Annotated in this window: 18 protein-coding genes; 6 read left to right on the top strand and 12 right to left on the bottom strand. The window is 40.3% G+C overall.

Annotated features, from left to right (window positions below):
* Nucleotides 1–122: 122 nt before the first annotated feature.
* The 8 genes from HYG89_RS06810 to ispH form a co-directional block, all read right to left on the bottom strand.
* Complete coding sequence (locus tag HYG89_RS06810; protein WP_154320273.1) at nucleotides 123–557, bottom strand: type IV pilin protein; 435 nt, start codon at nucleotides 555–557, stop codon at nucleotides 123–125.
* Nucleotides 551–1063, bottom strand: coding sequence for a type IV pilin protein (locus HYG89_RS06805; protein WP_178866805.1), 513 nt, complete (start codon nucleotides 1061–1063; stop codon nucleotides 551–553). Before HYG89_RS06805 ends, HYG89_RS06810 begins: the two co-directional genes overlap by 7 nt.
* Nucleotides 1050–4796, bottom strand: a complete 3747-nt coding sequence (locus tag HYG89_RS06800; RefSeq protein WP_178866804.1) for a VWA domain-containing protein — start codon at nucleotides 4794–4796, stop codon at nucleotides 1050–1052. The genes HYG89_RS06805 and HYG89_RS06800 overlap by 14 nt, the downstream gene beginning before the upstream one ends.
* A 64-nt stretch (nucleotides 4797–4860) precedes the next feature.
* Nucleotides 4861–5670: a hypothetical protein gene (locus HYG89_RS06795; RefSeq protein WP_178866803.1), complete on the bottom strand. Its 810-nt coding sequence runs from the start codon at nucleotides 5668–5670 to the stop codon at nucleotides 4861–4863.
* Entirely contained in the window at nucleotides 5667–6596 is a 930-nt protein-coding gene (locus HYG89_RS06790; RefSeq protein ID WP_256733952.1) for a PilW family protein, read from the bottom strand. The genes HYG89_RS06795 and HYG89_RS06790 overlap by 4 nt, the downstream gene beginning before the upstream one ends.
* Nucleotides 6596–7102, bottom strand: a complete 507-nt coding sequence (pilV, locus tag HYG89_RS06785; protein ID WP_178866799.1) for a type IV pilus modification protein PilV — start codon at nucleotides 7100–7102, stop codon at nucleotides 6596–6598. The genes HYG89_RS06790 and pilV overlap by 1 nt, the downstream gene beginning before the upstream one ends.
* Nucleotides 7102–7584 (bottom strand): GspH/FimT family pseudopilin, encoded by a 483-nt coding sequence (locus HYG89_RS06780; RefSeq protein WP_154321236.1) that lies wholly within the window; start codon nucleotides 7582–7584, stop codon nucleotides 7102–7104. The genes pilV and HYG89_RS06780 overlap by 1 nt, the downstream gene beginning before the upstream one ends.
* Nucleotides 7585–7749: 165 nt before the next feature.
* On the bottom strand, nucleotides 7750–8700 hold the full coding sequence (gene ispH, locus HYG89_RS06775; protein ID WP_178866797.1) for a 4-hydroxy-3-methylbut-2-enyl diphosphate reductase: 951 nt from the start codon (nucleotides 8698–8700) through the stop codon (nucleotides 7750–7752).
* A gap of 134 nt (nucleotides 8701–8834) precedes the next feature.
* Between ispH and gmk the strand changes: the two genes are divergently transcribed.
* The 6 genes from gmk (at nucleotide 8835) to bfr (ending at nucleotide 13727) form a co-directional block, all read left to right on the top strand.
* Nucleotides 8835–9458 carry a guanylate kinase gene (gene gmk / locus HYG89_RS06770; RefSeq protein ID WP_178866795.1) on the top strand — a complete coding sequence of 208 codons (624 nt, stop codon included), beginning with the start codon at nucleotides 8835–8837 and terminating at the stop codon, nucleotides 9456–9458.
* A gap of 76 nt (nucleotides 9459–9534) precedes the next feature.
* Complete coding sequence (gene rpoZ, locus HYG89_RS06765; RefSeq protein WP_004809957.1) at nucleotides 9535–9816, top strand: DNA-directed RNA polymerase subunit omega; 282 nt, start codon at nucleotides 9535–9537, stop codon at nucleotides 9814–9816.
* Nucleotides 9817–10038: 222 nt separating this feature from the next.
* On the top strand, nucleotides 10039–12141 hold the full coding sequence (locus tag HYG89_RS06760; RefSeq protein WP_178866793.1) for a bifunctional (p)ppGpp synthetase/guanosine-3',5'-bis(diphosphate) 3'-pyrophosphohydrolase: 2103 nt from the start codon (nucleotides 10039–10041) through the stop codon (nucleotides 12139–12141).
* Between the two features lie 121 nt (nucleotides 12142–12262).
* Nucleotides 12263–12646, top strand: coding sequence for a RidA family protein (locus HYG89_RS06755; protein WP_178866791.1), 384 nt, complete (start codon nucleotides 12263–12265; stop codon nucleotides 12644–12646).
* A gap of 172 nt (nucleotides 12647–12818) precedes the next feature.
* A complete protein-coding gene (locus HYG89_RS06750) occupies nucleotides 12819–13013 on the top strand; it encodes a bacterioferritin-associated ferredoxin (protein ID WP_178866789.1) in 195 nt (64 codons plus the stop codon).
* Nucleotides 13014–13262: 249 nt separating this feature from the next.
* Nucleotides 13263–13727 carry a bacterioferritin gene (bfr, locus tag HYG89_RS06745; RefSeq protein ID WP_131260631.1) on the top strand — a complete coding sequence of 155 codons (465 nt, stop codon included), beginning with the start codon at nucleotides 13263–13265 and terminating at the stop codon, nucleotides 13725–13727.
* Between the two features lie 168 nt (nucleotides 13728–13895).
* Here the strand turns inward: bfr and HYG89_RS06740 are convergent, their stop codons facing one another.
* The 4 genes from HYG89_RS06740 to tfpZ form a co-directional block, all read right to left on the bottom strand.
* Nucleotides 13896–14189, bottom strand: coding sequence for a type II toxin-antitoxin system RelE/ParE family toxin (locus HYG89_RS06740; protein ID WP_070153485.1), 294 nt, complete (start codon nucleotides 14187–14189; stop codon nucleotides 13896–13898).
* Nucleotides 14182–14424: a type II toxin-antitoxin system ParD family antitoxin gene (locus tag HYG89_RS06735; RefSeq protein WP_019836164.1), complete on the bottom strand. Its 243-nt coding sequence runs from the start codon at nucleotides 14422–14424 to the stop codon at nucleotides 14182–14184. The genes HYG89_RS06740 and HYG89_RS06735 overlap by 8 nt, the downstream gene beginning before the upstream one ends.
* Before the next feature lie 218 nt (nucleotides 14425–14642).
* Nucleotides 14643–16274 carry a PglL family O-oligosaccharyltransferase gene (locus tag HYG89_RS06730; protein ID WP_178866787.1) on the bottom strand — a complete coding sequence of 544 codons (1632 nt, stop codon included), beginning with the start codon at nucleotides 16272–16274 and terminating at the stop codon, nucleotides 14643–14645.
* 153 nt (nucleotides 16275–16427) lie between these two features.
* Nucleotides 16428–17162 carry a TfpX/TfpZ family type IV pilin accessory protein gene (tfpZ, locus tag HYG89_RS06725; RefSeq protein WP_178866785.1) on the bottom strand — a complete coding sequence of 245 codons (735 nt, stop codon included), beginning with the start codon at nucleotides 17160–17162 and terminating at the stop codon, nucleotides 16428–16430.
* Between the last annotated feature and the right edge of the window lie 437 nt (nucleotides 17163–17599).

Here is a 17599-nt window from a genome sequence, read left to right as displayed (position 1 = left end):
CGGATTATCCCTGTATCGACCATCGATACATTTCAAACCCCTTTCATAGAGGGCAGTATTTTACGTGAATTTTGCCCTGAATGAAAGATCTAAACGTATTTATCCGCAGGTTTGAATTTAAATTATTCCCATTTTGTTGCAGCAGTTGGTAGACAACTTGAACCTTTAGTCCAACACTTTTGTCCTTGACTGTTTATAGCTATTGAGCCATTTCCATTTTGAGTACTTGTATTCACAGGTGTTGCAGTTAATATCCAACTATTAGCATTCGGAACTGATAAATCAAATGTATATGTTGAATCTCCTGTCGCAGGAAATACACTTGCTCCATAAATTTTACTATCGGTTAAGCTCACCCCAGAATAAGTTCCATTCGCAGTTTTATACTGCATAAGCTTCTGAGATATTTCCATCATCTTACTTTGAGCATCAACTCTTTTCGTTTTAATCACATATTGCGTATAAGAAGGATAAGCAATCATCGCCAAAATACCAATAATTGCTACAACAATCAAAATCTCTATAAGCGTAAAACCTTGTTTATATTTAACTACCATGTTTCTGTTCCTGGACATGATTGATAAGTCGAGATAGAAGCTTTAGATTTACAACGTATGCCTGTGCTCGTAAATAAATAATTATAATTTTGACTATCTGTTGTTTCCGCCTTTATTGACCAATTTCTCCCCCGCATATCAGCATCCGCTGAGGTGAGAAGCTTTCCAGTATTCATATCTCTTATCGTGATCGAGTACTCTTTTAAGGTAACTTCTGTCATCGGAGCATTACTCCCATATATATAATTGGGATCAAACCCCTTATAACTAAAATTACGAGATTTATGCCTCTCCAATTGCTCTGCAATTTTTTGCATCTCTTGTTCAGCTTGCGATGCTGCAGCTTTACGGGTATAAGCCACATAAGATGGTAAGGCAATAGCAGAAATAATCGCAAGTATCACAACTACCACCATAACCTCAATCAATGTGAATCCATTTTTAAAAGCAACACTATGGCACTTTGCCACAGTGTTACCTTTATTAATACTATTAAGGTGCGACATTTTTTTCATACCATCGTACAGGATTAAGAACACGTAAACATTCCCACTCGCCCGCTCCTTGAAGATTGCCAATCAATGTCAATGTTCCACAACTATTTGTATTTGGACCTCCAGAACCACTGCCCGATCCACCACCTACTGGACCTAAAGTGATACCACGAATACCTGCCCCAAGGACATTCTTATTTTTACCATCTTCAATAATCATGCCCGTACGCTTTTCAGAATCAGTATCCTTTAACCCATTTTTCAAACATACGCCAAACGGTAAGCAATATTGCTGACGGTTAGATTCACCAACAATTCTTGGTTGGCATGGGTCAGCATCCTCAACACCCGTACCTTCTGGATCATATACAGGAATAAATAAATTTCCTTTGATTGCAATAGGCTCTTCTTCAAATGCTTTTACCCCTCCAGGTGTTCTCCCTGCCACTTCACTACCCAAGTAATTGCTTGAAAGAGAACGATACCAGCCTTGCTTAACACCTGACCCCGTACCTAAAAAGGTATTCCGAATTAGTGATGCATTTAAATTTTGAGGGTTTGGCTGTAATTGGTCCAATGTTATATTTTGAGATTTAAAACTTGTATAGTTACCTCTAATTAATTCAGGCTCAATAAAGTCACGGTCAATCAATCCATAGACTTTATTAGTAGGTCTATTCTGAATAGGATCGAATGGTTTTAAGCTCTCTCGTCCTCGACTTGGAGCAACATCAAGTGGTGTACTACGGTCACCTGATGCAATTCCAACCACAATAAAGGTATCACTCCCTTCATCGTGTATGGTAATCGTTGGTGGCTGATAAAAACGTGGTGCATCACCACTAGCCACAGCCGCACCTGTATTGCTCGTTGCTAAATTTGCAAGACGAATAACATTTTTACCAAAACTACTTGTAGGTGTACCTTTCGCATTATTCAAATCAATACGAAAAACTTGTCCGCCTAAATCACCAAAATATAAGTGATCTACTAAACCATCCGCATCACGATCTAAAGTACTAATACGTGATGGAATACTATGCACTAAATTGGCATTATTTAGGTTTGAACCCGCATTACTTGTCCACCATAAACGCTCACCTGTTTGTGCATCTACAATATAAACTGCATTACCTTCCGCAGCAGTTTTACTGCAGCCACCACCAAACTCGGCAGGATTTGTACTACCTAAGCTAAATCGTGGATATTCATAGCATTGATCATAACCACCGCCAACGATCAAAACACGACGAATTTTATCTTGGTATCGAATATTTGCGAGTACAGGTTTAGACCAAGTTTGTCCCATTCTTGAAAAGTTACTCTGATCTGCACCAATTCTAAAAAGTAATTCTGGTTTTCTTGGATTCATTAAATCCATCCCATAATAACTTTTACCGCCCATACGCATCCCGCCATAAACATTCATTTTTCTGGCAATTACAACAGACGAACCCGTACCCGTACCTCGTTCCGCTTTATAAGCAGGATCGGCTATCCATGCACCACTAATACCATGTTGTACAGTCCCAGCTTCGCCAAAACGCAAAGCTCTAGATGCATCAGGATTATTTAAAATTTCAGATGGAACAAAAACAGTTTGTTCAATACCAGTTCGAGCATCAACCACATGCAAACCACCCTCCATACTGCCATACAAAACCGATTGCTGACGTACCGAGGTTAAATCACCATTGACATCCAACTCACCAGAGTAAGTTAATTGCACTGGGAAAGAGTGAATACTTCCACCTAAACTAATAAAGGGTTGTGTCGGTACGTTTAACTGGGTTGGCAATTCTGTTGGGGTGGTTAAATCTAGGTTATAGCCTAAATAGTTTAAAAGTTTGTATTTCAACAATAATGGAAAATCTTCGAGTACAGCTTGATTGTTAAATTTGTCTAAAATGTACTCGCCGCTCACTGTTGTAGCACCCGATTTTGCAGGTATTTCTAACAATACTCCCTGTGTTGCTGCTGTCAATTGACCAGCAGAAACAGAAGCAGCATCAGTAAACAAGTTACGGATTGCATTCGGGTTTGCTTGAATTTTAGGCACAGCACGAGTATTTGTTAATGGGTTAGCAGTTATGGCTTCTACTTCTTGTGTTGGCATTGGTAAATTCCAATACACCCCACCCTGATCGACTAATCCACCATCTGCAACACCTGTATTATTCCAAATATCTCGCGTGGTTAAATCAAATTTACCCAATTCAGTAAATACAGTCGTTGCACCATCTGCAAGTGCACCATTTACAATATTATACTTTTTCAAATTACCCGCCCAAACTGAAACAGGCTGCCCAGGATTTGGTGATAAGGCACGTAAATAACCATAAGGTTGAAAGCCATTCGGATTCAGTGCATCTACAGGAACTGAAATTGCACCTGTCGGTAAAGGTTCAATTTTAGTATCCCCCAAGTTTTTAATAAATTGAATAACACTGTCAGTTACTCCTTCTGTAGCTTGTGCCTCAAAATATCCACCATTACCATAGCCAGGCTTAGTCAATTTATGCACTGTGTCTGCAGTCGGTGAACAAGCATCATTAGAACGACGATCGTCTTGTGTTCTGGAACTCAATTTACAAGCTTGTTGCACATGCGTTTTATTCAATCCTTGAAAGTCATTACCAAAACCAACAAAAGCTGTTTGAATAGACACGCCCGCTGGGTTTTTAGTTTTATCAAATAAATATTTAGCAAACTCCCCCATACAATGCCAAGCACCAGACCCACTGGAACTTAAGCCAGCATCCGAACAACGAAACCCTGTATCATTGAGCGCTTGTTGCATGATCGGTTCTGCATAACTTGTTCGTGAGTTATTCGCCTCACCATCAGACAAAATATACACCCCTTGACCATCACAACTTTGTCTTTGGGCTGCAGCAGGAAGTGGAGAAATATAATTCAAATCATCACGTATAGCACCTTTTTCTGATTTATTAAAACCACTATAATTGCTATCTTGTGCTTGAACTTCTTCTATATAATACACACCGTCTTGCTCATAGCCATTCGGAATACCAGAAACTTCACTCCACCCAGTAGAAGAACATCGCTGTACTTCATTAATAAAATCTGTAGTTCTCCATGAAGCACATTGATAATGTCGAGTGACATTTTTATAATTGGGTGATGCCGTTTTATAATTATACCACCATTTATCATAGCAACGATTTCCGTCTAAATTAGGATATGATGTATTTGTACACGAATAACCAACAATTTCAGACTTCGTTTCTGTCTTAAATTTATCCACTTTAATAGTTGCTCGTTTTAAAGTGTTGGTTCCCATCAAGTAAGCAGCTGCTTCAGCATAGGCGTGTGCTGTTGGAGTTCCGCCTGAAGCTCTTAAATTGTCTATAGCAGCTTTCAATTTTTGTCTATGAGCAGAATTCACTGGACCCATTTTATCTGCTTCTACCAAAATCTGTCCCGTACGCCCATCACCACCAGATGAGTAATTCCCCAACCCGACTTTAGTTTCCCGCAAAACTGGATCATTACTATTTAATAGGGCATACATTCCATTTTTTAACCGCGTTAAGCGAGTACCAGCTTGTCCTCGGTCTGTATATTCCATCGATCCTGATGTATCCAACATCATCACAATAGTTTTTTGCCCTGCAGTTGGAGTTGCATAAATCTGTAAATCGCTTGCTTGTGCCACGGATGCTGTTAAAACACAAGTACCCATAAACGACATACAAGCGACAGCCAATGGACGTAAATTCATGTTCTTTAATCCTGAGACACCAGCTAATTTATAAGTTTGCTTTTTCATCATGTTATCCTCTTCATCAAGGATCTTTAGTCTGATTAAAGATCGTCTGCAAGTTAAACTCCTGAGTTTGTGAGTTCACTGGCACGCCAAGTTTTGCCAAACATTTTGCAATCGTTTCAAAGCCGCGTGTATCACTACCTGTATCATCGCTAATATAGCCAACAGACCCACTACCTGTACCAATACAGTTTTGAGCAGCGCTCAGATCATGCGAAAAACTAGGTACAATAGATGTGGTAGTAACACGTACACGTTGTTGTTCAACCACATTTCTAGGCATAATCGTGCCTGAGCTTAGGTTTGTCCCTCGACTCAACAAAGCACCTGGTTTTAAGTCAACAATTGCATCTGTAGGAATAGTTACAGCAACCTGAGTAATTACCGCTTCACGACTGCTTCCAAAATCTTTATCTAAATCGCAAAAACCGTCGCTACCACCCGATGCTAAACCAGAAGCTTTAGCTGTATTACTCACAGGAGGTCGCTTAACTGCAACACCTAAGGTTGAGCCAAATTTTTCATTAGACATTGGCTTGAAACAAAAGTTGTATTCATTCCCAGGCTCCAACTTACTATCTTGTAATGCATAACCAATCACGCCACTCAAATCAACTAAAGTCGACAAATTACCCGTATATACCTGATTAATTGGCGTATCTGCAGTTTGGCTTAAAAACTGACCAACTTGTGTATGAGTTGAAATATTTAAACTTGACATTGCAACTCTAATTGCTAAAACGCCTACAAATGTCAAGATCAATAAAATCATCATCACAACAATTAGCGTCGCACCACGTTGGGAAGAAAAATTGTGATTGTTGATCATAATGCGTCTCCCATTCCATTACGTATTGCAATGGTTGTGATATAAGTTCGTCTTAAATGCTTTGTTTGATTTGCCGCAATAAGAGTTACTGCACGATCAAGCCCCTGAACTGGCTTAGTTTCATCTATTAATTCATTATTAGTGTTATCCATAGATCTTACGACAGCTACAGCTTTTACTGATACAACTCTAGGAAGAGGTTCTCCATTACTACGTGCAGCATTGACGGCAGCAATATAGTCATTAATGCTATAATATGCATAGGTGATATTGGTATGCGTACTATCTTTAGTCATGGTGCCCAAATAAAAACGAAGGTGATCAACTCTAGGCATGATCACCTGCCCTTCATTATTTCCACCAAAGTTTGCAATACCTGCGGCAGAGGTAACACCATGCTTATTTGCATCGCAAGCAAGTGCTAAATCCGTAGCTGCACCATTATTATCTTTTCGCAAGAAATAACGTTGGATCACATATTCACCTGCTTGAACCTCTTCACCTTCGCAATTGAACATTCTGTTTGGTGCGATAAACTGAATCGTTAATTGATCACTGTTTTCAGAAGCGTTCGACCCTAGTCCCTGCCGAGTAACCGATGTTTCCCCAATATCTTCAGATACATTGGAATTTGCTCCACCTTGTGAAAATACAATCCCTCCCATAGGGGTTGTATTCGTCAACTCAGGGTTACTAATATTTCCATAATTAGCCAAGCGCACATCTCTCGCCACATACTCTAGTCCAAATACGCCACTATCCTGAAGTTCAGCATTAGCTTGTTGAATACGCGTTGAGACAACACCGCCTAGAAACAATTGAGTTGCAGCTGCTGTAATTAACAAACCCAGTGCAAGTGCAACTATGAGTTCAATTAAAGTAAAACCCTTTTGACTATATTTAAGATGATGAGGCTTCTTGTTCATTAGTATGCCTCCATCATTACACATCTCGCATTAGCGACATACACACCCGTTGTACTCATGCACCCCGCATAACTACTGGCAGAAACTGTTGTATCTCCCCATGCTGCAAATAAGCATTGTCTACGCACTGACTGCACCCCAGGACATTGATGCATACTAACTACAACACCTATTTGATTTGCAGCACGTGCAACCAAATAGGCATCATAAGTTGCCATTTGTGCAGGTGTACAAGTTGAATTCAAACAGCTTTTAGGCGCTGAAGGTGCATTCTTCGATGCATACGACCTTACTGCCGCAGGATAACTCCCCTGCCCCTGCGTATTTACACGAATGCTTTCAGTCAACCCACGTAACAACATGACAGATTGAGACTTAACTAAAGCTTCATCGCCCGCATCAATCGCTCGCAATTGCAATGCGGAATAACCTAAAACACCAATAGCCAACAATATTAAGGCAACTAAAACCTCAACCATGCCTACGCCTATCTGATTTTTTTTCATCAGCAAGTTCCTTTAGATTGGCTTAATGTTCCAATTAAAGCCACACTCACAGTTTTACTTTTACCGTTAGAACATACTTCTATTGTTATTGGAGATGAAACTGTCCCATTTGCATTAAAAACAACACCATAGTCTGCAGATTCCACATCCACTTTTTCTGAGATGTTCACAAGCTGTACCCGTTTTTGAGCAATGACCTGATTCACATTTGCCGTAGGCAAAAGCTGAGTGATACAAGCTGTTTCTGTTACGCTTGTTTTAGCTGAATCCTTACTTAAGCAGACTGCAACAGTATTATTCAAAACCATTGCTTGCCTTCTGCTTTCAGAAAATACAGAAACTATTTCATTACTAGCTGTGGTTAAGCGTTGAGATGCAAGAGTATCCAAAAATGATGGAGCAGCAATTGAAGCCACTATCGCCAACACCGCAATGGTCACCATCAACTCAATTAAGGTGAACCCGTTTTCTTTTCTTTGCATACTCCCCCCAAGACACAGACTTTGCCCTATTTAAAATAATAACCAACAACTTTACAAAACCCTCACACTTCAGGATAAAAGGCATAAAAAAGCAGATAACCGTCATACAACGGTTATCTGCCTATTTTTCATCAATTTTTAATGTGTAATGTACTACTTCGCAGTTTAAGCCTGTGTTACAGGAATACGTAACTCTTTGGGCAAACTAAAGGTAATGTTTTCTTCACGACCTGCCAGCTCTTCAGGGGCAGTTGCACCCCAATCCTGTAAGCGTTGAATCACCTGTTTAATTAAAATTTCAGGTGCAGATGCGCCCGCAGTTACACCAATTTTTGTATTTGCTTTAAACCATGCTTGGTTTAATTCATCGGCATTATCCACCAAGTAGGCGTGTTTCCCCATACGCTCTGCAAGTTCGCGTAAACGGTTAGAGTTAGATGAGTTTGGCGAACCAACCACCAACACCACATCACATTGATTGGCTAAGTCACGCACTGCATCCTGACGGTTTTGAGTGGCATAACAAATATCGTCTTTACGTGGCCCTTGAATATTCGGATATTTTTGGCGCAAGGCATCAATCACTTTGGCTGTATCATCAATCGACAAAGTAGTTTGCGTCACAAAAGCCACTTTATCTGGATGCTGAACCACAAGTGCAGCCACATCATCTTCATCTTCTACCAAATAAATTTCGCCGCCATTTTTCTTGTCGTACTGCCCCATCGTCCCTTCAACTTCGGGGTGTCCTTCGTGACCAATTAAAATCGCCTCTGTGCCTTCACGCGCATATTTGGTAACTTCAATATGTACTTTGGTGACCAACGGACAAGTCGCATCAAATACTTTTAAGCCGCGACGCTCCGCTTCTTGTTGTACTGCCTTAGATACACCGTGCGCACTAAAAATCACAATGTTGTCATCTGGCACTTCGTCCAGCTCATCGACAAAAATTGCACCGCGCTGACGCAAGTCGTCCACCACAAATTTATTGTGTACCACTTCGTGACGTACATATATAGGGGGGTTAAAACACTCAAGGGCACGATTTACAATCGCAATTGCTCGGTCTACACCTGCACAAAAACCACGTGGATTCGCCAATACAATTTCCATAGAACCCTCTATGTTGAAGTTAAATAGGTCGGATGTTTAAAAATTTATGCCAACAAAAGCCATCTTGGCTATTTTGTTTAAGGGGCGTCTACTCTAAAATAGAGAAGATATTTTATCATATCAGGAAAAATATCATGTCGGGTCTATTGTTTGTCGTTTCTGCCGCTTCAGGAACAGGCAAAACATCCCTTGTTAAAGCCCTGCTTGAGCGTGTGAATAATTTACACGTTTCAGTTTCTCACACAACACGTGGTCAGCGTCCCGGCGAACTCGATGGTGTGCATTATCACTTCACACAAAAACAAGATTTCATTGACTTGGTAAAACAAGGCGGTTTTATTGAGTATGCAGAAGTATTTGGCAACTATTACGGCACCGCGCAAGCCACGGTTAAAGAGCAGTTAGCCAAAGGTCACGATGTGTTACTTGAAATTGACTGGCAAGGTGCTCAACAAGTACGCAATCTTTTTCCTGAATCGAAGCAAATTTTTATTCTTCCACCAAGTCAGTTTGATTTACGTGAACGCTTGTCTAACCGTGGCACCGATACTGTCGATGTGATTGAGCATCGTCTAGGCTGCGCAGTTGAAGATATGCAGCAATATGTCAATTTTGACTATGTGATTATTAATGATGACTTTAATAAGGCTCTGCACGATTTAGAATCGGTGATTACGGCTAATCGTTTGGTGATGGCGCAGCAGGCGCATCGTCATCAAGCCTTGATTCAAAAGTTAATTAGCCCGCCAAGCGCGTGATTAAAACTTGAGTCTATAAGCAAAGCACCTTATACTGCACAGTCTGTTTAAATTTATTATTCGAACGAGAATCCTTATGGCACGCGTTACCGTTGAAGATTGTTTAGACCATGTAGACAACCGCTTTGAGCTTGTACTAGTGGCAAGCAAGCGCGCGCGTCAATTGGCACGTCAAGGCATAGAACCTACCGTTGAGTGGGACAACGACAAACCTACCGTTGTTGCTTTACGTGAAATTGCAGAAGGTCACGTTTCTAAAGACATTTTGAAACAACGTGATCAAGATTATCAAACTTCGAGTCTTGACCTCGCACTTTCAGCAAATAACTTGAATTTAGATGGTTTTTCTTTCCAATAAGAACGACTTTCTGAAAAAGCCTAGTTTTTTACTAGGCTTTTTTGTTGTCTGAACTTTAATCTTGCGCTAAAAACCGTTATAACATAAGGATTAAGACCTAATTTTAAATGGTCTAATGACCTTATGTTTTGGTACGAAAAAAATTGACAAGTCATGCAATATGCTTTTCATTATAAGGTCTAACTGTATATTCGTTATCACTTGTATTTTAAAGGGTGTTATATGCCAGGCACGATGGTCAGCCAAGCCAAACAACAGCTTCAAGCCATGATCGAACCTTACCTTAGCGTAAGTGAAGTCGAACAGGTGCTTACGGCTTGCGATTATGCCGAGCATGCGCATGATGGCGTTACCCGTAAAAGTGGTGAACCGTATGTGTTACACCCGATTGCGGTCAGTTGTATTTTGGCGCACATGCGTTTGGATGCCGACACGCTCATTGCTGCCCTATTGCATGACGTCATTGAAGATACTGACTACAGCAAAGATGACATCACAGAAAAATTTGGACGCACCGTTGCCGAACTAGTCGATGGTGTGACCAAACTTAGCCATTCCAGCGACAAGGAATACAACAAAGCCGCATCGTTCCGTAAAATTCTGCAAGCGACCTTACAGGATCCACGTGTCATTATTGTGAAACTGGCAGACCGCTATCACAACATGACCACTTTAGATGCGCTGCGACCAGACAAACGCGCACGTATCGCCCAAGAAACCTTTGATGTATTTGTACCCATGGCACGTATCGTGGGTATGAATGAAATGGCAGATAACCTCGAACATCTGTGTTATCAAAATCTTGATTTAGATATGTATAACGATGTGCAAGCTGCCCTTTTGCACACCAAACCAAAACGCTGCGAATACCAATCTAAATGGGAACAAAATCTTGCCGACCTACTCCAAGACAATCAAATTACCGGTCGGATTAAAAAGAAAAATAACAATATAGAATTACTGCGCCACTTTGTTAAAAACGATATTGATCTACAAGAACTGACCCACAGCCATGCGTTTGAAATTATTTTACAAAGCATTGCCGACTGTGACCGTTTGGCCGATATTTTACGTGACAACTTTCAGGTCTTGCATTATGAAGATCATATCCGTCGCCCCCTACCAGGCGGTAACCAATCACTCATGATGCGTCTAAAAGGTGAACAAACCACCTTATCACTCACCATTCAAACTGAATTGATGCGTAAAGCCGCACGTTTTGGCGTAGTCTTGGGTGAAAACGCACCACAAGCCTGCCGTTCTGCCATTCAAGCCTCTATGAAAAGCTTAAACGTGTTGGTTGATGGTGAATGCGCTAAAACCACATTTAGCGATTTACTGGATTATCTACACCAAGAGAAAATTCATGTTTATACACCGCATGGACATTTACATGAATTGCCGCAAGGCGCCACCGCGGTTGATTTTGCCTATGCAGCCAGTTTATTCTTAGGTAACCACGCCGTCGGTACAAAAATTAATGGTGAAAGCAAACCGCTGTCAACACCACTCATCAGCGGGCAAGTGGTCGAAATCATCACCGATGTGTTAGCCACACCAAACCCAGACTGGCTAAGTTTTATTAATACCCAAAAGGCCCGTCGTGCCTTACAAAACATTCTGCGTGATCAGGATATTGAAGAACAGCGTTTGGTAGGTCAGCAAGCCCTGAACCGTGCGCTGAAATTGTTTAATCACTCGATTCAAGACTTGACCGAAGCAGATTGGTTAAATGTGTTGCAATGGCGTCATATCGACTCCAAAGACCGTTTATTTGAGCAAATTGCAGTCGGTGATTTATTGCCGCAGTTGGTGGCAAATCACATTTACGCACTTGATCAGGACAGCAACGAACATTCTGACCGTCTAATTCAGGGCACAGAAGGCATTGATGTGAAATATGCACACTGTTGCAATCCTGTGCTGGGCGACCCGATTCAGGGCAACTTGTCACGTCGCGGTTTGATTGTGCATCGTGCGCGCTGCAACAACTTACTGCATGAGCAACATCAACATCCTGAAAATATCATGCCGCTACAATGGACTTCGGAAGATGTCGATGACGTGAGTTTTACCGCTTACCTCAGCATTGATATGGATATGAATGACGAACAAATTTCCGATTTGATCTATCAATGTCGTAAGGCCAAAACGGGAGTAGAAATGGTGCGCAGCCATGATGGTAAAACCCACGTGAATATTGTGGTGAATAACCGTAAGCAAATTGCCAAAATTATTCGTGATTTGCGTATGCACTTCGGTTTCCCACGAATTAGCCGCTTAGCGCGTCCCATCAGCATCGCAGAAGAAGCCAAAGCTTGTTAATTCAATGCGCTGCATGGTGATATTGCCGCACATTCAAGCGATTTTGCATAACTGACTCATCAGGCTACTGAAAGCTAGTCGGATGGTCTATGATGTTCGTACATTATTTTAGGAGAAATCAATGTCTCGCCAAGTCATCCATACTGAAAATGCACCTGCAGCAATTGGTACTTACTCTCAAGCCATTTTAGTGGGCAATACTGTTTATTTATCAGGTCAAATTGGTTTAGACCCATACAGCATGGAATTGGTAGAAGGGATTGAAGCGCAAATTCGCCGCGTATTTGATAACTTAAAGGCCGTTTGCGAAGCGGCAGGTGGCTCTTTGGCCGATATTGCCAAGCTCAATATTTTCCTGACTGATTTATCTCACTTCCAATTGGTCAATCAGATTATGGGGGAATACTTTGCACAACCTTACCCTGCACGTGCAGCCTTAGGTGTTGCTAGCTTGCCTAAAGGTGCTTTGGTTGAAATGGATGGCGTGGTGACTATCAATTCATAAACCATTATCATTCAAACACTTAAAAACAAATAAACAATGCCACCTATTAAGTGGCATTTTTTAATTCAAAAACCCAATCACAATAAATGACTTTTCAAATGATTTTTATTGACAAACGATAATAATTATCAATAATAACACTTATCTTATTTCAATTATTGTGGTTGCATTCATGTACGTTTGCTTATGCCGTGGTATTACAGATCAAGACATCAAAGAAGCCGTTGCCAATGGTGCAGAGAGCTATCGTGAAATTCGCGATATGTTTGATTTAGGTACGTGCTGCGGTCGCTGTGCACCTGAAACTCGTGCCATCATCAGTGATGAAATTGCTCAAATTGCTTCTCGTCTTGCTATTGCTGCATAAAGCTCGTATTTTCCAATACATTCCCACATTTAGTTATTTTAATTTTTACCGTGTTTTTCCTCCCCCGCTTCCGACTACAGCGGGTTTTTCTTGTCTTACATTTCTTCACACCGCCTAGCTAATTGTTTTTGATTGCGATTTTCATTTGCCGTTCTATAAATCACTCGCCATTTTGCCCAGTCTTGTTTAAGATAGAAATATAGATTGCCTTAAGCGGTTTAAGGCAGAAATTGTTGATGGAGTGCTGCAATGAAAGGCAATCGCGATGTGATTAATCAGTTAAACCAAGTGCTATATCATCACCTGACTGCAATTAACCAATATTTTTTGCATTCACGTATGTTTAATGATTGGGGTATTGAACAACTGGGCTCGGCTGAATATAAAGAATCGATTCGTCAAATGAAGCATGCTGACAAAATTATTGAACGTATTTTATTTTTAGAAGGGCTGCCAAATTTACAACACTTGGGCAAATTGTATATCGGTCAGCATACAGTTGAAGTTTTAAACTGCGATGTGCGTAAAGTCCAAGAAAATATTGAAGCAATCCAAAAAGCGGTGGTTTTAGCAGAGCAACAATTGGACTATGTAACCCGTGATTTGGTTCAGGAAATTTTAGAGAAAGAAGAAGAATATTTAGATTGGGCAACGACACAGCTTGATTTGGTTGAAACGGTAGGCATTGAAAACTATATTCAAAGTCAACTCTAAAATGCATCTCGTTTCAATCGCACAAAAGACTGGTTTTTCCAGTCTTTTGTTTTTAGAGAAGCACTTTAACTACAATTCAGCATCTTCCTCATCTCTAATGAAGAAGCTCTCAATATCAATATATTTTACTTATGCGCATTTTAAATTCTTGGATTTATAAAAAAGTATTTATAACGCAAAAAAATGTTTCATGGGTTGCATCTGTTGATGCAATATCCGAATAATAAAAATTCCATAATCCTGTTTTTTATAAAAAATAGCATGTTGATGATGATCGTGACGGCGTATTCCCTCGCCAATATCTACACATGCATAACCAATCAGCGGTGAACTCACTAACAAATGAAAGGTATTTTCCAAATGTTGCGTGTATTGGTCAGCTTGAGCTACACCAAAATTAAGTAAGGTGTATTCATAAATAGCAGTGAAGTCATCGACAGCTAAATTAGATAGTTTATACACGATGCTTCTGCTTCACTTGAGCCGCAATATCTTTTAGGCTAAGTGTACTTTCTCCACTGTTCTCACCTGCTTCAATCGCTTGCTTTAAAGCTGCAGTTTGATTTTCTTGCTGTTCCAATAATCTTAATGCAGATCGCATCACTTCACTGGTTGAACCATAACGTCCAGATTCAATCAGTTTGCTCACGAAGTCATCGAGTTGTGGGCCAATTGTTACACTTGTAGTTCTCGCCATCAGCATGCCTTATTGTGTGAATAGATCATACAATTCTAACACAACTCCCTTTATCTGAACAAAAGTTCAGCATCTCTTTAAATTTTCGCACATGAAATCAATTTTATAATGAATACCTCCTCTCTTTTTAAAGAGAAGTTGGGAGAGATTTTCAACATTGAAAATTTTCACCATATTTGGCTCACTATTTTCAAATCCCCCTCCTTGCGCTACACAAATCAGCGCGGCTCCGCTTCATCCAATAAAGTCGCATAATCTACATTGACCTGCCACAAAGTGCTTAACAACCATAATTGCTTTTTGGCTTCTGCTTCATAACCGTTAAATGCTAATACGCGTGCATATTTCAATAAATCGTAGCGGGTTGGATAATTCAACACAATTTCATGGATATCCTGCAATTGTTCAGGCGTTTGTAGGCTATACGGATTTAATCGAATCCACGCAATGCGGCGGTTAAATTCTTCGAGTACCAAAATACGCTCTTGATGGGTGATTTTTTCAGGTGTCTGTTCATAGCGTACCGACTGATTCAATTTAGGCACCATCACCTCATAATCACGATAAATCAGCATCAACAACAATGCGCCAAGTACAAAAGTACTGCGTAAATAAATTGCAGATAAAGTGAAGTTTTTAAACACCCGTTGTGACTGAATCATGCCGATAATAAAACCTACAGGCAGCAAGAAGTAGGCATAGTTTTGTGGAAACTCCAGCATTGCATGCACACTAAATGCACCGACCATCAAAATACCAACAACCGATTCAACCGACTGGGTATATTTATGCAACTGGTAGCCCCAATAGCCCAGATACGCCAAAAATGGCACGCCGAGTATCACACCATTCCAGAGTAAAAAGTCCAAAATAAAATTGTGTGCGCTGCGAATCCACACAGGGCCTTGCACAAATTCACTAATGCTTACATAAGCCACACTGGTTTGATGCCAGCCATAACCCCACCATGGTTGATGTTCAATCGCAGCCAGCATTTGCTGCCAAATCGCCAAACGTGACATATCGCCTGTGGCACGTTGCACCACATCACGAGATTGCACCGAAAGGTCTGCACTTTGTGAAAGCAATTGACTAAAAGCAGGTGCGATAAAAATCAGCCCGATAAATGCGGCAAACCACAGCAAACTATAGCGCCATTTAATCCGCATCACGCCACGGTATTGTTGATAACCCAAATAGGTCAAGAGACACAGCGATGCCAACCATGACGTCCGCGATTGACTTAGTACAACACCCACCAAAATCATGGCAGCTGCAATCACAATCCACATGGTTTTAAGTTTTTGTTTTTCGTATAAATATAGGCATGCCATGAGTGACATCACTAAAAACGTCGCCATGTTATTGGGTTGGGCGAAGTTGGCATAAGGGCGTTGTCCAATTTTAATATCTACCATCATTGGCAGGTATTGGTCGAGCGTCAGCCACTGGCAAATTGCCATGAATGCGGTAATGCTACCCACGCCAAGTAGCACATAACTAAAGCCTGCGAAGATGCGTTCACGTTCGCTGTTGATTTGCGTGAGGTTATAGCCAAAAATAATCGCCAGCCAAAAACTGAAGATATACACGCTACTGAGCAGGGCTTTGTCAAAAAAGTAGACTAAGCCAAAGCCCCACTGAATAAAGGGAACACTGCACAGTGCCAGTAAGGGCAAACTGATTTTAGGTATCTGTAATTTTTCTTTGAATAGGCAGGCTGCGAGCGCAAATAGAGCAAAAAATGCGTAAAGTTCGCCTGTATAAGTCACCCACGGGCGGTAGTGAATGGGCAATAACCATGCAAGGGAGATGAGGATAGCAGCCAAAAATAGCAATGCAGATTTCATAAGAAAAACAGATCAAAAGACTGGCTCTATCTTATATTTTTTTAGGCAAGATGATAGTACTTTGTACGGCAAGTTTGATTGGAATTCTGCTAGTTTTAAAATTGGATGATTGCATGGGGAATACTTAGATTCCCCATTTTTCAACTTAAAATATTATTTCCATGGTCTTAGGTCTACTATTTTGATGATAGATGCAGATTCTTTATTGATTAATACCACCATATCTACAGCATTGGCTTTTAAAGGTAGCCAAGCATCTGCTTTTGGGTATTTTGCTAAAGTTTTTTTAACTTCTGTTTTTGAGTTGTATTGCTCTAATTCTTTTAGCTGCAATGCACGTTGTTGGATTTGGTTTTTTGCTTGAGTCAGTTCTACATAGCGTTCTGGACGCTGTGCAATAGAAATACCACCTAAAACTTCTGCAAACATTTCATCATTGCGTTGTTGTGTATCTTTGGCAAATTCAGTGGCAACATATTGCGGCTTAAACCATGAAGGTTTTTGGAATTGTGGCTGTGCTTGCTGAATATTCGTATTAACTAATTCATTTTTTCTAACCAATTCAAAACGATCTACATTATAAACCAACCATGCAGGACGACCTTGTTCGATACTAAACACCCCATAACATAAAGCCACAATTTGAATGAGAATAATGACACTAAGATCAAATTTTAATGTTTTTTTCCCTTCTTTATAGACCAACAACCCAAACAGAGGACCAATGATTACATCAATGATTAATAACATGCAAAATAAATGAGTGACCCCAACTGCTTTAGCTAATGGCGATGGATACCAATAGCAAAACACAATTACACTCAAACATAATGCAATCAAAATAGAAGCAGATAAATGCCCTAAAAAAAATTTAATGCGTTTAGACATCTAATATTCCACACAAGTCATAAATCAATTTTTATTAATGGATGGCTTTGTTGCACAAAGATTTCATAACTATATGATTTTAAAAGTTTTGATTATTTTTTGATCCAAAATTAAATTTATTTAAATCAGATGCTTACATATTTATGCAACAAAGCCATTTTCCCATCAAATGTCCGACTAAATACAGTTTTTATCCCTTTAATTTTGGGTAGATGTAGTAAACCATGCTCAAAGCTCACCGTTGCGTGTTGAGGGCATTGATAAGACCGTTGAGGTACTTTCTTGGACTTAAACCGTGGATAGCCAACAATATTGTCAACGGCATTCTAAAATTGACCCCTTTTACCTTACAAATGGCAAAGTAAAATTGACCCCTTTGATCTCGTATTAAGTTTCAACCTGGGGCTGAATCCCAATTCTTTTTTTATCCTTCAAAC

It is taken from the genome of Acinetobacter sp. SwsAc5 (genome assembly GCF_013391485.1).
GTDB lineage: Bacteria > Pseudomonadota > Gammaproteobacteria > Pseudomonadales > Moraxellaceae > Acinetobacter > Acinetobacter towneri.
This window is presented reverse-complemented; position numbering and strand designations above follow the sequence as displayed.

What these genes read in the sequence shown, in the direction of transcription:
- HYG89_RS06810 (WP_154320273.1), bottom strand. Translation starts at nt 557, where the DNA reads ATGGTAGTTAAATATAAACAAGGTTTTACGCTTATAGAGATTTTGATT.
- HYG89_RS06805 (WP_178866805.1), bottom strand. Translation starts at nt 1,063, where the DNA reads ATGTCGCACCTTAATAGTATTAATAAAGGTAACACTGTGGCAAAGTGC.
- HYG89_RS06800 (WP_178866804.1), bottom strand. Translation starts at nt 4,796, where the DNA reads ATGAATTTACGTCCATTGGCTGTCGCTTGTATGTCGTTTATGGGTACT.
- HYG89_RS06795 (WP_178866803.1), bottom strand. Translation starts at nt 5,670, where the DNA reads ATGATCAACAATCACAATTTTTCTTCCCAACGTGGTGCGACGCTAATT.
- HYG89_RS06790 (WP_256733952.1), bottom strand. Translation starts at nt 6,596, where the DNA reads ATGAACAAGAAGCCTCATCATCTTAAATATAGTCAAAAGGGTTTTACT.
- pilV (WP_178866799.1), bottom strand. Translation starts at nt 7,102, where the DNA reads ATGAAAAAAAATCAGATAGGCGTAGGCATGGTTGAGGTTTTAGTTGCC.
- HYG89_RS06780 (WP_154321236.1), bottom strand. Translation starts at nt 7,584, where the DNA reads ATGCAAAGAAAAGAAAACGGGTTCACCTTAATTGAGTTGATGGTGACC.
- ispH (WP_178866797.1), bottom strand. Translation starts at nt 8,700, where the DNA reads ATGGAAATTGTATTGGCGAATCCACGTGGTTTTTGTGCAGGTGTAGAC.
- gmk (WP_178866795.1), top strand. Translation starts at nt 8,835, where the DNA reads ATGTCGGGTCTATTGTTTGTCGTTTCTGCCGCTTCAGGAACAGGCAAA.
- rpoZ (WP_004809957.1), top strand. Translation starts at nt 9,535, where the DNA reads ATGGCACGCGTTACCGTTGAAGATTGTTTAGACCATGTAGACAACCGC.
- HYG89_RS06760 (WP_178866793.1), top strand. Translation starts at nt 10,039, where the DNA reads ATGCCAGGCACGATGGTCAGCCAAGCCAAACAACAGCTTCAAGCCATG.
- HYG89_RS06755 (WP_178866791.1), top strand. Translation starts at nt 12,263, where the DNA reads ATGTCTCGCCAAGTCATCCATACTGAAAATGCACCTGCAGCAATTGGT.
- HYG89_RS06750 (WP_178866789.1), top strand. Translation starts at nt 12,819, where the DNA reads ATGTACGTTTGCTTATGCCGTGGTATTACAGATCAAGACATCAAAGAA.
- bfr (WP_131260631.1), top strand. Translation starts at nt 13,263, where the DNA reads ATGAAAGGCAATCGCGATGTGATTAATCAGTTAAACCAAGTGCTATAT.
- HYG89_RS06735 (WP_019836164.1), bottom strand. Translation starts at nt 14,424, where the DNA reads ATGGCGAGAACTACAAGTGTAACAATTGGCCCACAACTCGATGACTTC.
- HYG89_RS06730 (WP_178866787.1), bottom strand. Translation starts at nt 16,274, where the DNA reads ATGAAATCTGCATTGCTATTTTTGGCTGCTATCCTCATCTCCCTTGCA.
- tfpZ (WP_178866785.1), bottom strand. Translation starts at nt 17,162, where the DNA reads ATGTCTAAACGCATTAAATTTTTTTTAGGGCATTTATCTGCTTCTATT.